Origin of the sequence: Streptosporangium vulgare (assembly GCF_042428775.1) — a bacterium.
GTDB lineage: Bacteria > Actinomycetota > Actinomycetes > Streptosporangiales > Streptosporangiaceae > Streptosporangium > Streptosporangium vulgare.
In genome coordinates, this window is the sequence record NZ_JBHMBS010000008.1 from 113,036 (window position 1) to 128,746 (window position 15,711).

A 15,711-nucleotide genomic window follows, 5' to 3' on the forward strand; every position below is an offset into this window, starting at 1 on the left:
CCGGCGGGTCAGCGCTCGGCCAGGACGATCACCGAGTCGCCGGGGCCGAGGCGCAGCGGCCGCGACTTGTCCGGATTGAGGACGACGCCGAAGTGCGGGGCCTCGTTCGCCCGCTCCGCCAGGCGGTAGCCGATCGCGGTCTCGCCGCGGCGCCGGGCCGACTCGATCACCGAGGCGAAGTCGACCGGCGCCCCGGGGCGGACGTACCGCTCCGCCGGGCGCGGGTAGATCTCCGAACCCCCCGAGTCGAAGAGCTGGCCGAACACCTCGGCCAGGTGCCGGTTCTCGGCGAGCTGGGCGAGCAGCAGGCCGATCACCGTGTCGCTGATCACGATGTCGTCGGCCCTGGTGACCTCGGCCAGGCTCCGGTTGTTCTCGTCGTGCATCTCGCTGACGATGGAGTAGCGCTCGCCGAGCGAGGACTGCATGTCGCGCAGCTGGAGCAGGGTCATCAGGGTGCGCGTGTCCGCGTGGCCGGGGCTGTAGCGGTCGTCGGAGAGCACGATCACGTGCTGGTAGAGGCCCAGGCCGAGCGAGTCCAGCGCGTAGCGGTCGGAGGTGTCGCACTCCTTGACGTTGACCGTGAGGTTGCCCAGCCCCTCGAAGCCGGTCGCCGCGTCGGGGTGGTCGGAGGCGATGTCCAGGACGGAGCCCGGCGCGACGTAACCGTCGAGATAGCGGACGACCTGGCGGCCCCGGCCGTTCCAGTTGAGGATCAGGGTGCGCTCGGCGCTCTGCTCGGTGTGCTCGACCAGGACGATCGACTCCTCGCGGGCCGAGGGCATGCCGGCGGCCAGGTGGATCATCGAGTCGTCGTGGGCGATCACGATGATCTCGTCGGACTCGGAGATCACGGTGTCCATGGGCGGGTTCAGCATGGCCGCCCCGGCCCGGCGCAGCCCGATCACCGTGGCGGTCTGGTACGCCGGGAGCACCTCGCCGTACGTCATGCCGGTGAAGTCGGGGTCGGAGCGCAGGTAGATCTCCCCGTCGCTGAAGTTGAGCAGGTCCATGCAGACCACGGACATGCCCGACTGCCGCGACGACTGCACGATGAGCCGGGAGGCGGTGTCGTCGGAGTCGACGAGGTGGACGTCGGGGCCGCCCGCGAGACGCGCGGCGGCCATGTTGGAGCTCTCGGCGATGGCGGCCACCACCGGCGGGTGGCCGCCGGGCCGTTTGGCCAGGGCGAGCAGCGTCTTGATGACGTGCGCGTCGGGGTCCTCGCCCTGCGGGGAGAGGACGACCACCGAGCGGGCCGCGGCCAGGTTCATCAGGTCGAGGTCGGTCGGTTCGGTGGGCCGCCCGGTCCGGCAGACCAGCCTGGTCCTGCCGGTCTCGCTCGCGAACTGCCGGATCTCGTCCTCCATCGCGATCTTGTCCTTGTCGGCGAGGATCGCGATGACCGACCTGCGGTCGCTCGCGTGCGCCTGGGCCAGCTCGCTGACGATCGTGAAGACCTGCTCCGACCAGCCCAGGACCACGATGTGGCCGGTCTCGATGATCCGGGACCTGCCCTTGCGCAGCTCCTCGAACCTGCTCTTGAGATCGTTGGAGAGGACGCCGACCAGGGCGCTGACGATGAAGATCCCACCCAGCGACGCGGCGAACATCAGGGCGATGAACGGCGCGCTGCCGGTGTCGCTGGCCACCTTCCCCGGGCTCAGCGCGCGCATCAGCGTCATCCACAGCAGGCCCGGGGCACCGTGGTGCTCGGCGGCCTCCTGCGGGGTCAGCCACAGGCCCAGCGCCGTGACCAGCAGGATGAGGCCGAGAGAGATGACCGCGAGCCAGCCGATCAGCGCTGTCGTGCCCCGCGACATGGTGTTGTCGAACCAGTAACGCAGGCGTTCTCGAAACGTCGCCCTCAGCATGAAATTCCCCCCGGTCAGTAAAGCGGAGTCAACAATTGTACAAAAACCACGGGTCGCCGAGAGGACGGTCGGGCGAACGGGCCGGGTGGCTGCCAGGGGGCGCCCGACGTTTCACGGGCCGGGGCTTCACGGGCCGACGCTTCACAGGCTGGGAACTTCACAGGCTGGAGCTTCACGGGCTGGGGGCTTCGTGGGCCCGGAGCGCGAGGCGAAAATGGCAATGGGGTTTATGTGGGGCTTTATGAATTAATGCGGTGAATCGCCAATAAACCTGATGGAACAGTTGAGTTGAGTTGTTCATCCGGTTGCCGGTGGCGTGTCGTCCCGCTCGGGTTCCCCGGCCCCGAACCCGGAGCTCGCGTTCGTCTCAGGGAAGTTTGGTCCAGGGGCCCGGGGCGTGGTCGCCCTTCGGGATCCACAGCGCGGGCTGGAGCTCGCGGAGTCGCGGGGCGCAGCCGTCGTTCCAGGGGAACCGGCCCACGGCGTCCGGCCAGACGATCTCCATGAAGGACAGCGGGGGCCGCTGGTAGAAGTGCAGCGCGGTGCCGAACAGCGACCGGTACCAGCTCGTGTCCACCGTTCTCGCGACGACCGGATAGTTCCTGATCACGTCGTCCCGCTCCCGGCCCTCGACCAGGTGACGCCCGGCGGCGATCTCGTCGGCGAGGGTGTCGAGGCAGTTGCCCATCACGTCCGCGCGGAGCCCGAACATGGCCGCCTCCGGGGAACGGAGCGTGTGCCACAGCCCGACGGTGAACGCCCAGCCCGGCCCGTCCTCGTCCTCCGGGACCATCACGACCGCCCACCCGCGATCCCGGACACTCCGCACCGTCCTGAGGCCGGACTCGTCGAGCTCCACCTCCTGCTCGACGCACAGCAGGCAGTGGCACGCGCTCTGGTGGAACATGTGCCTGATCGTAGTGCTTTGTGGTTGTTCGTGCCTACAAGTCCGACCGCACCTGCCTCGCTCCGGCCTCACTCGGTGCGGGAGGTATTTGTGCGTGAGGGTTGACAGTGGTTATCGCTGATGTAACTATCGCAAAAATCTTACAAATATCTGAAAATAGATTCGAGTAACTCGAAATGAAGAGCGGTAGGAAATCATCAAGCGTCGATAAGGCATTTGAGCTGATCAGTGCCGTGTCCGGAAGCGGCCAGTCCGGAATGACCCTGGGCGAACTCGCGGCGCACACCGGCGTCGCCGTCAGCACCGCCCACCGCTACGCCATCTCGCTCCTGGAACTGGGCGTCCTGGAGCGGGACGCCACCGGCGCCTTCCGGCTCGGCGTCACCCTCATCACCCTCGCCGGGCGCTACCTGGAGGAGGACGGGCTCCGCGCCGCGGCCCAGCCGTACCTGGCCGAGCTGGTCGAGATCAGCGGGGAGACCGTCCACCTCGGGGTCCCGGTCGGCCAGCACATCGTCTACGTCGACAAGGTGGAGAGCGCCAAGTCGGTGCGCCTGGTCTCCCGGATCGGCAGCCGCGTACCGCTGCACTGCACCGCGATGGGCAAGGCGGTCCTCGCCTTCCTGGACGAGCCGCGCCGCGCCGAGATCCTGGCCGTGCGGACGGAGCCCCGTACCCCCAGAAGCCTCACCGGCGACGCGCTGCTCGCCGAGCTCGACACCGTACGCGACCAGGGCTTCGCGATCGACGACGAGGAGAACGAGGAGGGGGTGCGCTGCATCGGCCTGCCGATCATGAACGCCTCCGGCCGCCCGGTGGGGGCGTTCAGCGTGTCGGCGCCGGCCGGACGGTTCAGCGTCGGCGACTGCCACCGCCTGGCGCCGGTCGCGCTCGGGATGGCCGCGGACATCGGCCGCCGCATCGGCTACGCCGCCCCCAGAGCCCCAAGAGCCCGCAAGCCCGCCTGACTCCGCCTGAATCCTCCCGATCTCGACCGATCTCACCTGCTCTCCCCTGATATCGCCTGATCCCGTCCTTTCCCAGGATCCGCAGCTCGTACCGCAAGGCTTGCATGGAAGGAAGTGCTACGAATGTCCGCTCTCACCTCGCCGGACGCCTCCGTCATCACCGTCCGTAACCCCGGCACAGGCGAGCAGCTCGGGGAGGTGGAGGCGGCGGGCGCGGAACGGGTGGCCGCGGTCGTCGAGGCCGCCCAGGAGGGTCAGAGGGCGATGGCGGCGATGCCCGCCCACGAGCGCGCGGACCTCCTGCGCCGGGTGGCCGACCTGGTCGAGGCCGAGCGGGACGATCTCGCCGCGCTGCTCGCCGCCGAGAACGGCAAGCCCGTGCAGCAGACCCGGGGCGAGGTCGACGCCGCGATCCGGATCTTCCGCGGGTACGCGGGGGAGGCCACCAGGCTCTTCGGCCGCCAGATCCCGCTCGACGCCGTACCCGGCCTGGAGCGGCACCTCGCGGTGACGATGCGCGAGCCCCTCGGCGTCGTCGCGGCGCTGGTCCCGTTCAACTACCCGGTCGAGCTGTACGCGCACAAGGCCGCCGCGGCCCTCGCCGCGGGCAACGCCGTCATCGTCCAGCCGCCCGCCCGCTGCCCGCTCGCCCTGGTCAGGGTGGCCGAGCTCGTCGAGCGGGCCGGTGCGCCCGCCCACGCCCACCAGCTGGTCGCCGGAGGCGTCCAGGTGTCCCAGGCGCTGGCGCAGCTCCCCGGGATCGCCGCGGTGAGTCTCACCGGCAGCACCGCGGCGGGCCGCGAGATCGCCCGTCTCGGGTCCGCGACCCTGAAGAAGGTCTTCCTGGAGCTCGGCGGGAACGACGCGCTCATCGTCTGCGACGACGCCGACGCGGAGGAGGCCGCCCGCGCGGTCGTGCTCGGCCGCCTGGCCAGGGGGAACGGGCAGATCTGCTGCGCGGTCAAGCGCGTCTACGTCCAGGACGGCATCCACGACGCCTTCGTCGAGTCACTGCTCGGCCAGACGGCGAAGCTCTCCGTCGGCGACCAGCTGCTCGAGGAGACCGACGTCGGCCCCCTCATCGCCGAGGAGGCCGCCGAGCGGGTCGAGGCCGCCGTCGGCAGGCTCGTCGGGGAGGGCGCCAGGCTCGCCGCCGGGGGCGGCAGGCGCGGCGCGTTCGTCGACCCGGTCGTGCTGGTCGACGTGCCCGCCGCCAGCCCCACCTTCGCCGAGGAGATCTTCGGCCCGGTCGCGCCCGTCGCCCGCTTCACCGACCCCCTCGACGCGGTGCGGATGGCCAACGAGTCGCCGTACGGCCTGCACGCCGCCGTCTTCACCCGGGACGTCTCGCGGGCGTTCGCCATCGCGCGGCGCCTCGACGTCGGCGGGGTCGTCATCAACGGCTCGACCGCGCTGCGCGCCGAGAACCTGCCGTTCGGCGGTACCAAGGACACCGGCGGTTACCGCGAGGGCCTGCACGAGACCGTCCTCGACTTCACCCGGCAGAAGACGGTCGTCGTCATGGAGGCGTTCGGATGAGCCTGGAGCTCCGGGGCGTCCGCAAGGACTACGGCGGCGTCGAGGTGCTGCACGGGGTGGACCTCGTCGGCCACCCCGGCGAGGTCCTCGCCGTGGTCGGCGCGAACGGAGCCGGCAAGTCGACCCTGATCAGGATCCTCGCCGGTGCCCAGCCCATGAGCGCGGGCGAGATGTGGATGGACGGCGAGCGGGTCGAGCTGCGCTCGCCGCACGACGCGCACGCCCGGGGCATCCGCACCGTCTACCAGGAGCTGACCCTGGTACCCCAGTTGTCGGTCACCGAGAACCTGCTGATGGGGCACTTCCCCAGGAGGCGCGGCGGGCTCATCGACTGGTCGGCGGCGCACGCCCGCGCCGGGGAGCTGCTGGAGAGCATCGGCTTCGGCGCGATCGACCCGTGTACCGTCGCGGGCCGCCTGACGGTGGCCAGGCAGCAGATGGTGGAGATCGCCAAGGCGCTGGTGGACGAGCCGCGCGTGCTGGTGCTCGACGAGCCCTCCGCGGTGCTGGCCGGAAGCGACCTCGATTCGCTGTTCGCGCTGATCAGACGGTTGCAGGAGCGCGGGGTGCTGGTCGTCTACGTCTCCCACCGGCTCGCGGAGGTCCTGGAGCTCGCCACCTCCATCGTGGTGATCAAGGACGGCAGGATCGTCGAGACGACCGAACCCGCCCGCACGGGCGAGAACGAGCTGATCCGCCTCATGGCGGGCCGCCGCCTCGAACAGATCTACCCCGACCGGCGAGCGGGGCACGGCGAGGTACGGCTCAGCGTCTCCGGGCTCACGCGCGGGGGCGAGTTCGAGGACGTCTCCTTCTCCGTGCGCTCGGGGGAGATCGTCGGGCTGTTCGGGCTGGTCGGCTCCGGCCGCAGCGAGCTGGCCCGGTGCGTCTTCGGCGCCGAGCCCGCGTCCGCGGGCCAGGTGCACGTCCGGTCCGGTGCCGAGCCCGCGTCCGTCGACCAAGGCCGCGCCCGATCCGGTGCCGAGCCCGCGTCCGCCGCTCCGGAGCACGTCCGGTCCGGTGCCGAGCCCGACCGGGCCCGGTCCGGGGCCGGGCCCGCCGTCCGGACGGGCGCGGAGTCCCCGCCCGCCGACCCGGCCCGCGCCCGCGCCCGGTCCTGGGCCGGGTCCCTGTCTCCCGGCAGGGCACGCGGCCGGTCCGGGGTCGTCGGCTTCCGTACGCCGGCCGAGGCGATCGCGGCCGGGCTCGCGCTCGTCACCGAGGACCGCAAACGCACCGGCCTGGTACTCGGCATGAGCGTGCTCGACAACATCACGCTCACGACCCTGTACTCGGCCACCCGGGGTCCGCTGATCGACACGGGCCTCAGGCGCGGGAACGTCAACGACATGATCGACCGGCTGGGCATCCAGCCCTCGGGGTGCGCCTCGATGCCGGTGGTCAACCTCAGCGGCGGCAACCAGCAGAAGGCCGTGCTCGCCAAGTGGCTGCTGGCCGAGCCGCGCGTGCTCATCCTCGACGAGCCGACCCGAGGCGTGGACATGGCGGCGAGGGTCGACATCTACCGCATGATCGACGACCTCGCCCGGCAGGGCCTCGCCGTCCTGCTCATCTCCTCGGACCTGACGGAGGTGCTCGGCGCCACCGACCGGGTGCTCGTGATGAACCAGGGGCGCATCACCGGCGACCTGCGTTCCGACCAGACCACGGAGGACGAGATCCTCGCCCACTCGATCGGGCGGACGGCATGACCCGCCCACCACGGAGGGACAGCATGACCCGGCCAGCCCGGAGGGACAGCAAGACCCGGCCAGCCCGGAGCGACGACACGACCCGGCCGGCTCACGCGGGCCGGACGACCTGGCCGGCCCGCGGGGGCCGGACGACCCGGCGGCCCGCCACGTTCGCGAGGGTCGCGTGAACGGGCGACCGGCGGGGCCCGCGCGGGCCTCCACCGCTCCGGATCCCAGGGGTCCGGCCCCCTCCGCGCCGGTGGCCGCCGGTCCGGCGGCCCCGATCTCCGGCGGGTTTCCCCGGCTGGTCGTGGCGAGCCGGGACCTCACCGCGCAGGTCGCGTTCGTCACGCTCATCGTGGCGCTCGTCGCGGTGGCGGCGCTCACCTCCGACACGTTCCTCACCCCGACCAACCTCACCAACCTGCTCAAGCAGATGGTCACCACCGGCCTGCTGGCGTACGGGATGCTCGTGGTGATCCTCACCGGCGGCATCGACCTGTCGGTCGGGTCGGTGGTGGCCTTCTCCGGCATCATCACCGCCGGTCTCGTCTCCGGCCTTCCCATCCCGATGGCGACGCTCGTGGGCGTCGCCTGCGGGATCGGGTTCGGGCTGGTCAACGGCGTGCTGGTCGCCCGGTTCGGGCTGGCGCCCTTCGTGGTGACCCTCGCGGCGCTGACCACCATCAGGGGCCTGGCCTTCGTCTACTCCGAGGTGCCGATCACCCCGGAGGACCCGGCGTTCCTCACGCTCGGCTCGGCGATGCTCGGCCCCGTCCCGCTGAGCACCGTGATCATGCTGGCCGTGTTCCTCGCGGGCGGCCTGTTCCTGACCCGCTTCCCGGCCGGCCGCTCCATCGTCGCGATCGGCGGCAACGCCGAGGCCGTACGGCTCGCGGGCATCAACGTGCGCAGGCACGTGATCCTCGCCTACACGATCAGCGGCGCGTGCGCCGGACTGGCGGGCGTCATCCTGGCGAGCCGGGTGGGCATCGCCCAGCCGAGCGTCGGGGTCGCCTTCGAGCTCGACGCGATCGCCGCGTGCGTGATCGGCGGGGCGAGCCTGGCGGGCGGGCGAGGATCCGCCAAGGCCACCTTCGGCGGCGTCCTGGTCCTCGTGCTGATCAACAACCTCCTCAACCTGTACGGCGTGCAGAGCTTCTGGCAACAGGTGCTCAAGGGACTGATCATCATCGCCGTCATCCTCGTCCAGCGCGCCAACCAGGCGCGCACCTGACGTACCCGCTCCACAACACCCCCCGAGGTATACCGAAATGAACGCCAGGAAACTCAGCGGCCTGCTGGCCGCCGGCCTTCTCGCCCTCAGCCTCGCCTCCTGCTCCTCCAGCGGGGACGAGCCCACCACCGCCGCCTCCGCCTCCGGCGACGGCTCCTACACGATCGGTGTCGCCAACTTCATGCTGAGCGGCCCCTACTTCAGCGGCATGGACAAGGCGATCGCCGCCCAGGCCAAGAAGAAGGGCAAGATCGAGATCATCAGCACCGACGCCAACGGCGACGCGGCCAAGCTCGCCTCCAACGTCGAGGACCTGCTGAGCAAGAACGTCGACGCCATCATCATCTCCGGCGGCCCGCTGGAGTCGGCGCCCGCGGCGCTCAACGCGGCCAAGACGGCGAACAAGCCCGTGGTCCTGGTGGACCGCAAGTTCCAGACCGGCGAGTACACCAGCTGGATCGGCCCGGACAACAAGGCGATCGGCGTACAGAACGGCCAGTTCCTCGCCGAGAAGCTGCCCAAGGGTGGCAAGGTCGCGATCATCAAGGGCGGCCCCGCCGACAACAGCATCGGCCTGGCCCGTACCGAGGGCGTGAAGTCGGTGCTCGGGAGCACCGCGGGCATCACGCTCGTCGAGGCCCCCGACTTCGGCAACTGGGGATCCGACGGCGGCCTGACCGTGATGGAGAGCCTGCTGGCGACCAACCCCGACCTCGTCGCGGTGTTCTGCGAGAACGACGCGATGTGCCTGGGCGCGCAGCGCGCCATCGCGGACGCGGGCAAGTCCGAGCAGATCGTCATCGCGGGCGTCGACGGCCAGGCCGAGGCGCTCAAGGCGATCCTCGACGGCACCAACTACCTGGTGACCGGCCTGAACGACGCGGACATCATCGGCGCGATGGGCCTGGACCGGGCGGTCGAGATCCTGAGCGGAGCCAAGGTCGAGAAGGACACCGTGGTGCCCTCCCCGCGGGTCACCAAGGACAACGCGGCCGAGTACCTCGACCCGAAGGGCGGCTTCTAGCCCTTCCCGATCCGCGGCCGTTCGGGGGAACGGTTCTGATCCGCGGACGTTCGGGGGAACGGCTCGGGCCCGCGGCCGTCCGGGGGAGCGGCGCGTGGAGTACGGCCGGTTGTGAACGGCGGCCGGGTGGCGGTCGGCGACGCCACCCGTGGTCGCCGGTATCGGGACGGAGGTGCGCACACCCGCGAGGACGCGGGTCGCGTCCAGGCACGAGCAACGCCTTACTCGTCGAGTGAAGGGCACGTAACCCATGCGAAGAAACGTCAGAGGGGCCGCGCGCAAGGCGGCCCTCGCCGCGGTCACCACGACCGTCGTGGCACTCACCTCGTTCGGGGTCAGCACCCCCGCGACGGGCGACACCGCCGCACCGGCCGGGAGCCGTACTCCCGGCACTCCCGGCACTCCCGGCCCGAGCCCCACGTCCGGTACGTCGGTCACGCCGAGCGCCCAGGCCGAGCAGGACAAGCAGAACAAGCAGGACAGGAAGGCCGAGCAGGCCAAGACGGGCGCGGAGAGCAAGGCGGGCGCGGCGAAGAGCGCCGCGGCCTGGACCCTGCTGCACTCGGAGAACTTCTCGTCTCCCATCAACACGGGCAACGCCCCGTGGGTGAGGGAGAACTACACCACCCCGTTCGACACGATCATGGACGACTCCGGCCAGTGGTACCGCAACGACTACGGACCGGCCTGGACCACCGCGTTCAACTCCTTCGCCACCTACCGGAAGGAGTTTCCGGTCGGCCAGGGCGGCTGGCTGACGGCTTCGCTCTCCGCCCGCGACTGGAACAAGGACGGCGTCATCGAGTCGCCGCCGTCGATCACCACCGCGACGGTGGGCGGCGCGCCCGCGGCGGTGCTGAACGTGCCCGACCACACCGGCGGAGCGATCTTCCGGCCCACCAACAAGCTGCCCGACCAGTATCGCGTCGAGTACAAGCTCAAGACCATCGACTTCGGCGGCAAGCGGAACGGCTCGATCGAGTACAACGGCAAGGTCAACGGCTACAGCACCCAGGGATGCAAGACGCAGCACCCCTGGGGTGAGGGGTCCAGGAGCCCCGGCTGGAGCGGCAACGCCGCCGCGCCCTACTGCGAGTGGCAGGACGTGCGGTCGGGCCCGTACGGCTACAACGGCTTCCACTTCATGTCGATCGTGGACTTCGCCAACCCCGCGCCGAGGAACAACCACTTCTGGCACTATCGCCGCAAGGTGCTGATGGACTCCTTCTCCCAGCACCCCGACCGGGTCGGCAGCGGCACCGGCGGGCGGGTCTGCAACTCCAACACCAACCAGTACTACAACTACCGCGACGGCAACTTCAACACGGTCAACATGTGGATCAGCGGCCTGCCCAACTGGACGCCGGGACCCGGCGGCCTCGCGGGCAACTCCCAGTGGTTCATGACGAGCTGCTCCGGCGGCGTGGCCGAGCAGCAGCTGTCGTCGGCGGCCGAGCTCCAGCCCGAGCTGATGCCCGACCAGTCCTACACCTTCGCCATCGAGCGCGACGCCACCGGCTACGTGCTCGAGGCCAGCGGAAACTTCGCCAGGGTCGGGCAGAAGACGATCCGCTTCCACCGCCCCTTCATCGTCAACAACGCGCCGATCTGGCACTACAACGTCAAGCCCGGCGAGTACGACGGCCGTTACAACGCCACCCTCGTCCAGAACGACGTGAACGGCAGCGCGTCCTGGCCGAACCAGTGGCCGGCCGACTCCCAGTATCCCGACTACTTCGTGATCGGTGACCTCTACACCAACGTCTACGAGGGCAGCGCGAGCCTGACGGACATCCGTCTCTACGTCCCCGAGACGACGCAGCCGGTCACCAACCTCGCGCTGAACAAGCCGGCCACCGCTAGCAACCAGTGCGCGGCCAGTGAGGGTCCCGCCAAGGCCGTCAACGGCAGTTGGACGGCCGGCAACTCCGACAAGTGGTGCGCGCTGGGCGCCAACAAGTGGCTCCAGGTCGACCTGCAGTCGAACACGCAGGTGGGGCGGTTCGTGGTGCGCCACTCCGGCGCGGGCGGTGAGAAGGCGGCCTGGAACACCCGCGACTTCGACCTCCAGGTCAGTACCAACGGCACCACCTGGACGAACGTCGTGAGCGCCCGGGGCAACACCGCCAACGTCACCACCCACACCTTCACCCCCGTCAGCGCCCGGTACGTGCGGCTCAACGTCATCACCCCGACCAGCGACAGCGACACCGCGGCCCGCGTCTTCGAACTGGAGGCCTATTCCAGCTGACGAGGTCCTGTCCGGCCGGCTCCCCTCCGGCCGGCGTCCGCTTCGATCAACGTGGTGAACGTGGTGTTCGGCCGGCGTCCCGCCGGGCCGATGTCCCGCTCGGCCGCCCCGGGGCGTCCGGCCGAACCGCCGCGCGCCGCGCCGGGAGTCGCGGGTCGGAATCCGGCGGGAGTCGCGGGTCGGAATCCGGCAGGAGTCGCCGGTCCGAATCCGGCGGTAATTGCCGGTCTGAATCCTGCCAGCCCGGGGTCGCGTGCCCGCCATAGCTTTGCTCGCGTGCAGGGCCCCTCCCTCCGTACGGGGCCCGACGACGAGAGGGCTTACCCCATGGACCTGCAGCTTTCCGGTCGTGTCGCGGTCGTCACCGGCGCCTCCAAGGGCATCGGCCTGGCCGTCACCCGTACCCTGCTCGACGAGGGGGCCCGCGTCGTCGCGGCCTCGCGCAAGAGCACCCCCGAGCTGGACGCGCTCGACGGCGCCGGCCTTCTCCACGTACCGGCCGACCTGACCGACCCCGAGGCGCCGGGCCGGATCGTGGCGCGGGCCGTGGAGGCGTTCGGCGGGCTGGACATCCTGGTGAACAACGCCGGTGGCCCGCCGCCCGGCGTTGCCCTGCCGCGCTTCTCGTTCCTCGCCCCCACGGACGACGACTGGCGGGCGATGTTCGAGTTCAACCTGTTCTCGGTCGTACGGGCCGTCCGCGCCGCCGTCCCGGTGATGCTCCAGCGGGGCGGCGGCTCGATCGTCAACGTGTCCTCGGGCAGCGCCCGGCTTCCGGCTCCCATGAACGTCGACTACAACGCGGCCAAGGCGGGTCTGAACAATCTCACCAAGGCGCTGTCGGAGGAGTTCGCGCCGCAGGGCATCCGGGTGAACACCGTGTCGCCGGGGCCCGTCCGGACGGCGTGGTGGACCGAGGAGGGCGGCGCGGCCGACATCATCGCCGCGCAGGCGGGGACCGATCGCGACACCGTGCTGGACAGCGTCGCGGTGGAGATGATGAGGCTCACCACCGGCCGCCTCGTCGAGCCGCGGGAGGTCGCCGACGTGATCGCCCTGCTCGCCTCGCCGCGCTCGGCGAGCACCACCGGCGCCGACTTCGCCGTCGACGCCGGTTTCCTCAAGGAGATCTGACCCACCCGGCTCCGTTCCCACCGGAGGCCGGCTTCTCCGAGGTCACCTGACACCCTCGATGTGGTCCGGCAGCCGCGGGACGGTCTCGCCGATTCTGTCGTAGGGGAATGCGAGACTTGCGCCACCGCGCCGCGCGTTCCCGTGGCGCGGTGTTCTCGCGCCGAGGGGTTCCCCGTGGCGCGGTGGCAACCGGTTGCCCGTTCCGCGAGGAGGCGTGATGACGACCCACGGCCAGGGCGACGAGGGCGATGTCCTCGTCGACATCCCCACCGACATCGGACGTCCCGCGCGCAGAGCCCTCGCCGCGGCCGGTCGCACGACGCTCGCCCAGGTCGCCGCCATGAGCGAGCGAGAGCTCCTGCGGCTGCACGGCATGGGCCCCAAGGCCGTCGGCCGCCTGCGCGAGGCGCTCGCCGAACGCGGCCTCGCCTTCGCCGAGCATCGAGCCGAGCATTGAGAAGTCGTCCTGTCCGGTGAGCCGGAGTGTGCGCCAGGAGGCCGGCTTCCACCGCGAACCGAATCTCGTACGTGAACGGATAGGGGGCTGAGATGGCCGAGATGACGGTGGCCGAGGTGATGGCCGAGCTGGCCGGGCTGGAGGACCCGAGGGCACGCGAGGTGAACGAGAAACACGGTGACGATCACGGTGTGAACCTCGGCAGGCTGCGCGCGCTCGCGAAGCGGCTGAAGACGCAGCAGGAGCTCGCGTGCCGGCTCTGGGAGACGGACGACAGCGCGGCGAGACTGCTGGCGATCCTGATCTGCCGCCCGAAGGCGTTCGGGCGTGACGAGCTGGACGTCATGGTGCGCGAGGCGCGCACCCCCAAGGTGCACGACTGGCTCGTGAACCACGTGGTGAAGAAGAGCCCGCACTCCGAGGAGCTGCGCCTGGCCTGGTCGGCCGATCCGGATCCGGTGGTCGCGAGTGCCGGATGGGCGCTGACCACCGAACGCGTGGCGAAGAGGCCCGAGGGCCTCGACCTCGCGAGACTGCTCGACGTCATCGAGGCGGAGATGAAGGACGCCCCGGATCGCCTGCAGTGGGCGATGAACCACTGCCTGGCGCAGATCGGGATCGAGCACGCCGAGCACCGCGCCCGCGCGATCGACATCGGCGAGCGTCTGGAGGTGCTCAAGGACTACCCGACCTCTCCGGGCTGCACGTCTCCGTTCGCGCCCGTCTGGATCACCGAGATGGTGCGCCGACAGCCACCGCGAGACGGTGACTCGTCCGGTGAGCCGGTGAGCCGGTGAGCCGGTGAGCTGGCGAACGAGGGTGGCGGGATGTCAGCCGTTGTGCCGCATCTCGGGCCAGAGCGCCTGCCACGGGCGCGACGGATCGCGGCAGACGAGGATGGGCAGGTGCTGCTCCTCGTTGGACAGTCCGACGCCGTTGTCGATCCTGCCGCGTTCCTCGCAGGTGGCGAACACGCGGGCGTAGCCGCCAGGAGAGTCCGTCACGACCACCGCGATCCGGGCTGACGGCGCCGGCGGGCCACGCCGGTAGAGCTCGTTGTGCCCGCTGTGGACCTCGGGCAGGCCGTATTCCCCGGCGTAGCGGTCCAGCGCCCCGGCCTCGCCGTAGTTGTCGGTGAGGAGTACGGCCCGCGCGCGCTCCTGAGGCGTCAGCTCGCCGACCACCGCCGCGACCCGGGCGGCGAACTCCGGCCATCCGATCGACTCGCGCGCCACCTCGTTGATCCTGGCGACCGGGGTGCCCTCCAGGGCCGGGGGAGGGATCACCGGCAGCGCGATGACGACGGAGACGACCGCGTTGACCGTCAGGGCGCCGACGACCAGCGCACGCCGTCCCGTACCCGACATCCACCGGCTGACCGGGCCGCAGCCCGCGGCGAAGAGCAGCACGAGCAGGCCCCCCACGTAGTCGGGGCGCCCGCCGGAGTAGAGCGTCAGCGCACAGGCCAGCGGGTAGGCCAGGGCGAGGCAGCGCAGGCGGGGTTCCCGCCACAGCCGTACGGCGCCGACCACCTGGACGACCGCCTGGGGCGGACCGAGCAGCAGGAGCTGCAACGGTACGAAGACGAGACGGTTGTCGGCCCCCTCGTCCGCCTCCAACGCCCCGGCCATCACCAGTTGCGGCCAGCCGTGGGTCGCCTGGTAGACCAGGTTGGGCGCGGCGATCACGAGGGCCAGCAGCGCGCCGAGCCAGAGCCTGCGGTCCCGCAGCACCTCGCGCGGCCCCGCCAGCAGCACGCCCGCGCCCACGCTGACCAGGAACAGCACGATCAGCTGCCGGTTGTACGTCGCCACCCCCGCGACGGCGCCCAGCGCGGGCCACCAGCGGCCGTCGCCCCGCAGCGCCCGTACGGCGAACAGCGCCGCCGCGACCCAGAGCGGCAGGTCGACGCCCAGGGTGAGCAGGGAGTGCCCGCCGATCAGGAGCAGGCTCGTGGTGGCGATTCCCGCCGCGGCGACGAGCTGCGCCCTCCGGTCGCCGCCGAGCTCCCGGGCCAGGAGGGCGGCCAGGACGACGACGAGCGACGCGATCAGGGCGGGAACGACGCGCAGGGCGACCACGGTGTCGCCGAACACGGCGACCGAGGCACGCGCGATCAGCGGGGTGAGCGGCGGAGTGTCGAAGTATCCGAGGGCGGGCTGTTCGCCCAGCATCCGGAAGTACAGCTCGTCCCGGTGGTAGCCGTAACGCGGGCTCGCGACCAGCAGCACGGCGAGCGTGGCCAGCGCGACCACGCCGACGGGCCGCCCGGCGAAGGGGGTGGCGGGGGCGGCCGTGTCACGAGTGTGCGGCGCGGAGGAGGAAGACACGTCAGGGGTGCGCGGCGCGGAGGGGGAGGATTCGGACACTCGTTCATCATCGGCTTTCGATGCCGGTGACGCGAGGGATGATCCTGATCGTTCCCGCCCCCCTCTCCAGGCGTCGGGGAAAAATCCCTCGACGTCCTCGATGTCGTACTGGGACACTGGCCGCTGCCGGACGTCCGGGAACACCTCGGCCTGGCTGTGACCTGGTCTGACCAGGCCGTGAGCGGGCCTGGCCCGATCGCTCGCCGGTCGGAGGAGGCGCCGGACGCGGTGGCCGGACCAAGGGGCCAAGAGGCCAA

Annotated in this window: 12 protein-coding genes; 9 read left to right on the forward strand and 3 right to left on the reverse strand. The window is 70.9% G+C overall.

Features of this window, described 5'->3' with window-relative positions; genetic code table 11:
* Positions 1 to 8: 8 nt before the first annotated feature.
* Both ACFFRH_RS18640 and ACFFRH_RS18645 read right to left on the reverse strand, forming a co-directional pair.
* Complete coding sequence (locus ACFFRH_RS18640) at positions 9 to 1,874, reverse strand: CASTOR/POLLUX-related putative ion channel (protein WP_344747397.1); 1,866 nt, start codon at positions 1,872 to 1,874, stop codon at positions 9 to 11.
* A 367-nt stretch (positions 1,875 to 2,241) separates the two neighbouring features.
* On the reverse strand, positions 2,242 to 2,781 hold the full coding sequence (locus ACFFRH_RS18645) for a DUF4262 domain-containing protein (protein WP_344747396.1): 540 nt from the start codon (positions 2,779 to 2,781) through the stop codon (positions 2,242 to 2,244).
* Positions 2,782 to 2,957: 176 nt separating this feature from the next.
* Between ACFFRH_RS18645 and ACFFRH_RS18650 the strand changes: the two genes are divergently transcribed.
* From ACFFRH_RS18650 to ACFFRH_RS18690, 9 genes are all read left to right on the forward strand, one after another.
* Positions 2,958 to 3,749, forward strand: coding sequence for an IclR family transcriptional regulator (locus ACFFRH_RS18650; RefSeq protein WP_344747395.1), 792 nt, complete (start codon positions 2,958 to 2,960; stop codon positions 3,747 to 3,749).
* 123 nt (positions 3,750 to 3,872) lie between these two features.
* A complete protein-coding gene (locus ACFFRH_RS18655; RefSeq protein ID WP_386158086.1) occupies positions 3,873 to 5,288 on the forward strand; it encodes an aldehyde dehydrogenase family protein in 1,416 nt (471 codons plus the stop codon).
* On the forward strand, positions 5,285 to 7,000 hold the full coding sequence (locus tag ACFFRH_RS18660; RefSeq protein WP_386158088.1) for an ATP-binding cassette domain-containing protein: 1,716 nt from the start codon (positions 5,285 to 5,287) through the stop codon (positions 6,998 to 7,000). The genes ACFFRH_RS18655 and ACFFRH_RS18660 overlap by 4 nt, the downstream gene beginning before the upstream one ends.
* Positions 7,001 to 7,166: 166 nt before the next feature.
* On the forward strand, positions 7,167 to 8,219 hold the full coding sequence (locus ACFFRH_RS18665) for an ABC transporter permease (RefSeq protein WP_386158090.1): 1,053 nt from the start codon (positions 7,167 to 7,169) through the stop codon (positions 8,217 to 8,219).
* Between the two features lie 37 nt (positions 8,220 to 8,256).
* On the forward strand, positions 8,257 to 9,243 hold the full coding sequence (locus tag ACFFRH_RS18670) for a substrate-binding domain-containing protein (protein ID WP_386158092.1): 987 nt from the start codon (positions 8,257 to 8,259) through the stop codon (positions 9,241 to 9,243).
* Between the two features lie 250 nt (positions 9,244 to 9,493).
* Complete coding sequence (locus ACFFRH_RS18675) at positions 9,494 to 11,494, forward strand: discoidin domain-containing protein (protein WP_386158095.1); 2,001 nt, start codon at positions 9,494 to 9,496, stop codon at positions 11,492 to 11,494.
* Positions 11,495 to 11,821: 327 nt separating this feature from the next.
* Positions 11,822 to 12,628 (forward strand): SDR family NAD(P)-dependent oxidoreductase, encoded by an 807-nt coding sequence (locus ACFFRH_RS18680; protein ID WP_446697421.1) that lies wholly within the window; start codon positions 11,822 to 11,824, stop codon positions 12,626 to 12,628.
* Positions 12,629 to 12,845: 217 nt separating this feature from the next.
* The gene (locus tag ACFFRH_RS18685; protein WP_386158101.1) at positions 12,846 to 13,085 is read left to right on the forward strand and encodes a helix-hairpin-helix domain-containing protein; all 240 of its coding nucleotides are present in this window, start codon (positions 12,846 to 12,848) and stop codon (positions 13,083 to 13,085) included.
* Positions 13,086 to 13,177: 92 nt separating this feature from the next.
* Positions 13,178 to 13,882, forward strand: a complete 705-nt coding sequence (locus ACFFRH_RS18690) for a DNA alkylation repair protein (RefSeq protein WP_386158104.1) — start codon at positions 13,178 to 13,180, stop codon at positions 13,880 to 13,882.
* Positions 13,883 to 13,915: 33 nt separating this feature from the next.
* Here the strand turns inward: ACFFRH_RS18690 and ACFFRH_RS18695 are convergent, their stop codons facing one another.
* Entirely contained in the window at positions 13,916 to 15,454 is a 1,539-nt protein-coding gene (locus ACFFRH_RS18695; RefSeq protein ID WP_386158106.1) for a glycosyltransferase family 39 protein, read from the reverse strand.
* Positions 15,455 to 15,711 lie beyond the last annotated feature (257 nt).

What these genes read in the sequence shown, in the direction of transcription:
- ACFFRH_RS18640 (WP_344747397.1), bottom strand. Translation starts at nt 1,874, where the DNA reads ATGCTGAGGGCGACGTTTCGAGAACGCCTGCGTTACTGGTTCGACAAC.
- ACFFRH_RS18645 (WP_344747396.1), bottom strand. Translation starts at nt 2,781, where the DNA reads ATGTTCCACCAGAGCGCGTGCCACTGCCTGCTGTGCGTCGAGCAGGAG.
- ACFFRH_RS18650 (WP_344747395.1), top strand. Translation starts at nt 2,958, where the DNA reads ATGAAGAGCGGTAGGAAATCATCAAGCGTCGATAAGGCATTTGAGCTG.
- ACFFRH_RS18655 (WP_386158086.1), top strand. Translation starts at nt 3,873, where the DNA reads ATGTCCGCTCTCACCTCGCCGGACGCCTCCGTCATCACCGTCCGTAAC.
- ACFFRH_RS18660 (WP_386158088.1), top strand. Translation starts at nt 5,285, where the DNA reads ATGAGCCTGGAGCTCCGGGGCGTCCGCAAGGACTACGGCGGCGTCGAG.
- ACFFRH_RS18670 (WP_386158092.1), top strand. Translation starts at nt 8,257, where the DNA reads ATGAACGCCAGGAAACTCAGCGGCCTGCTGGCCGCCGGCCTTCTCGCC.
- ACFFRH_RS18675 (WP_386158095.1), top strand. Translation starts at nt 9,494, where the DNA reads ATGCGAAGAAACGTCAGAGGGGCCGCGCGCAAGGCGGCCCTCGCCGCG.
- ACFFRH_RS18680 (WP_446697421.1), top strand. Translation starts at nt 11,822, where the DNA reads ATGGACCTGCAGCTTTCCGGTCGTGTCGCGGTCGTCACCGGCGCCTCC.
- ACFFRH_RS18685 (WP_386158101.1), top strand. Translation starts at nt 12,846, where the DNA reads ATGACGACCCACGGCCAGGGCGACGAGGGCGATGTCCTCGTCGACATC.
- ACFFRH_RS18690 (WP_386158104.1), top strand. Translation starts at nt 13,178, where the DNA reads ATGGCCGAGATGACGGTGGCCGAGGTGATGGCCGAGCTGGCCGGGCTG.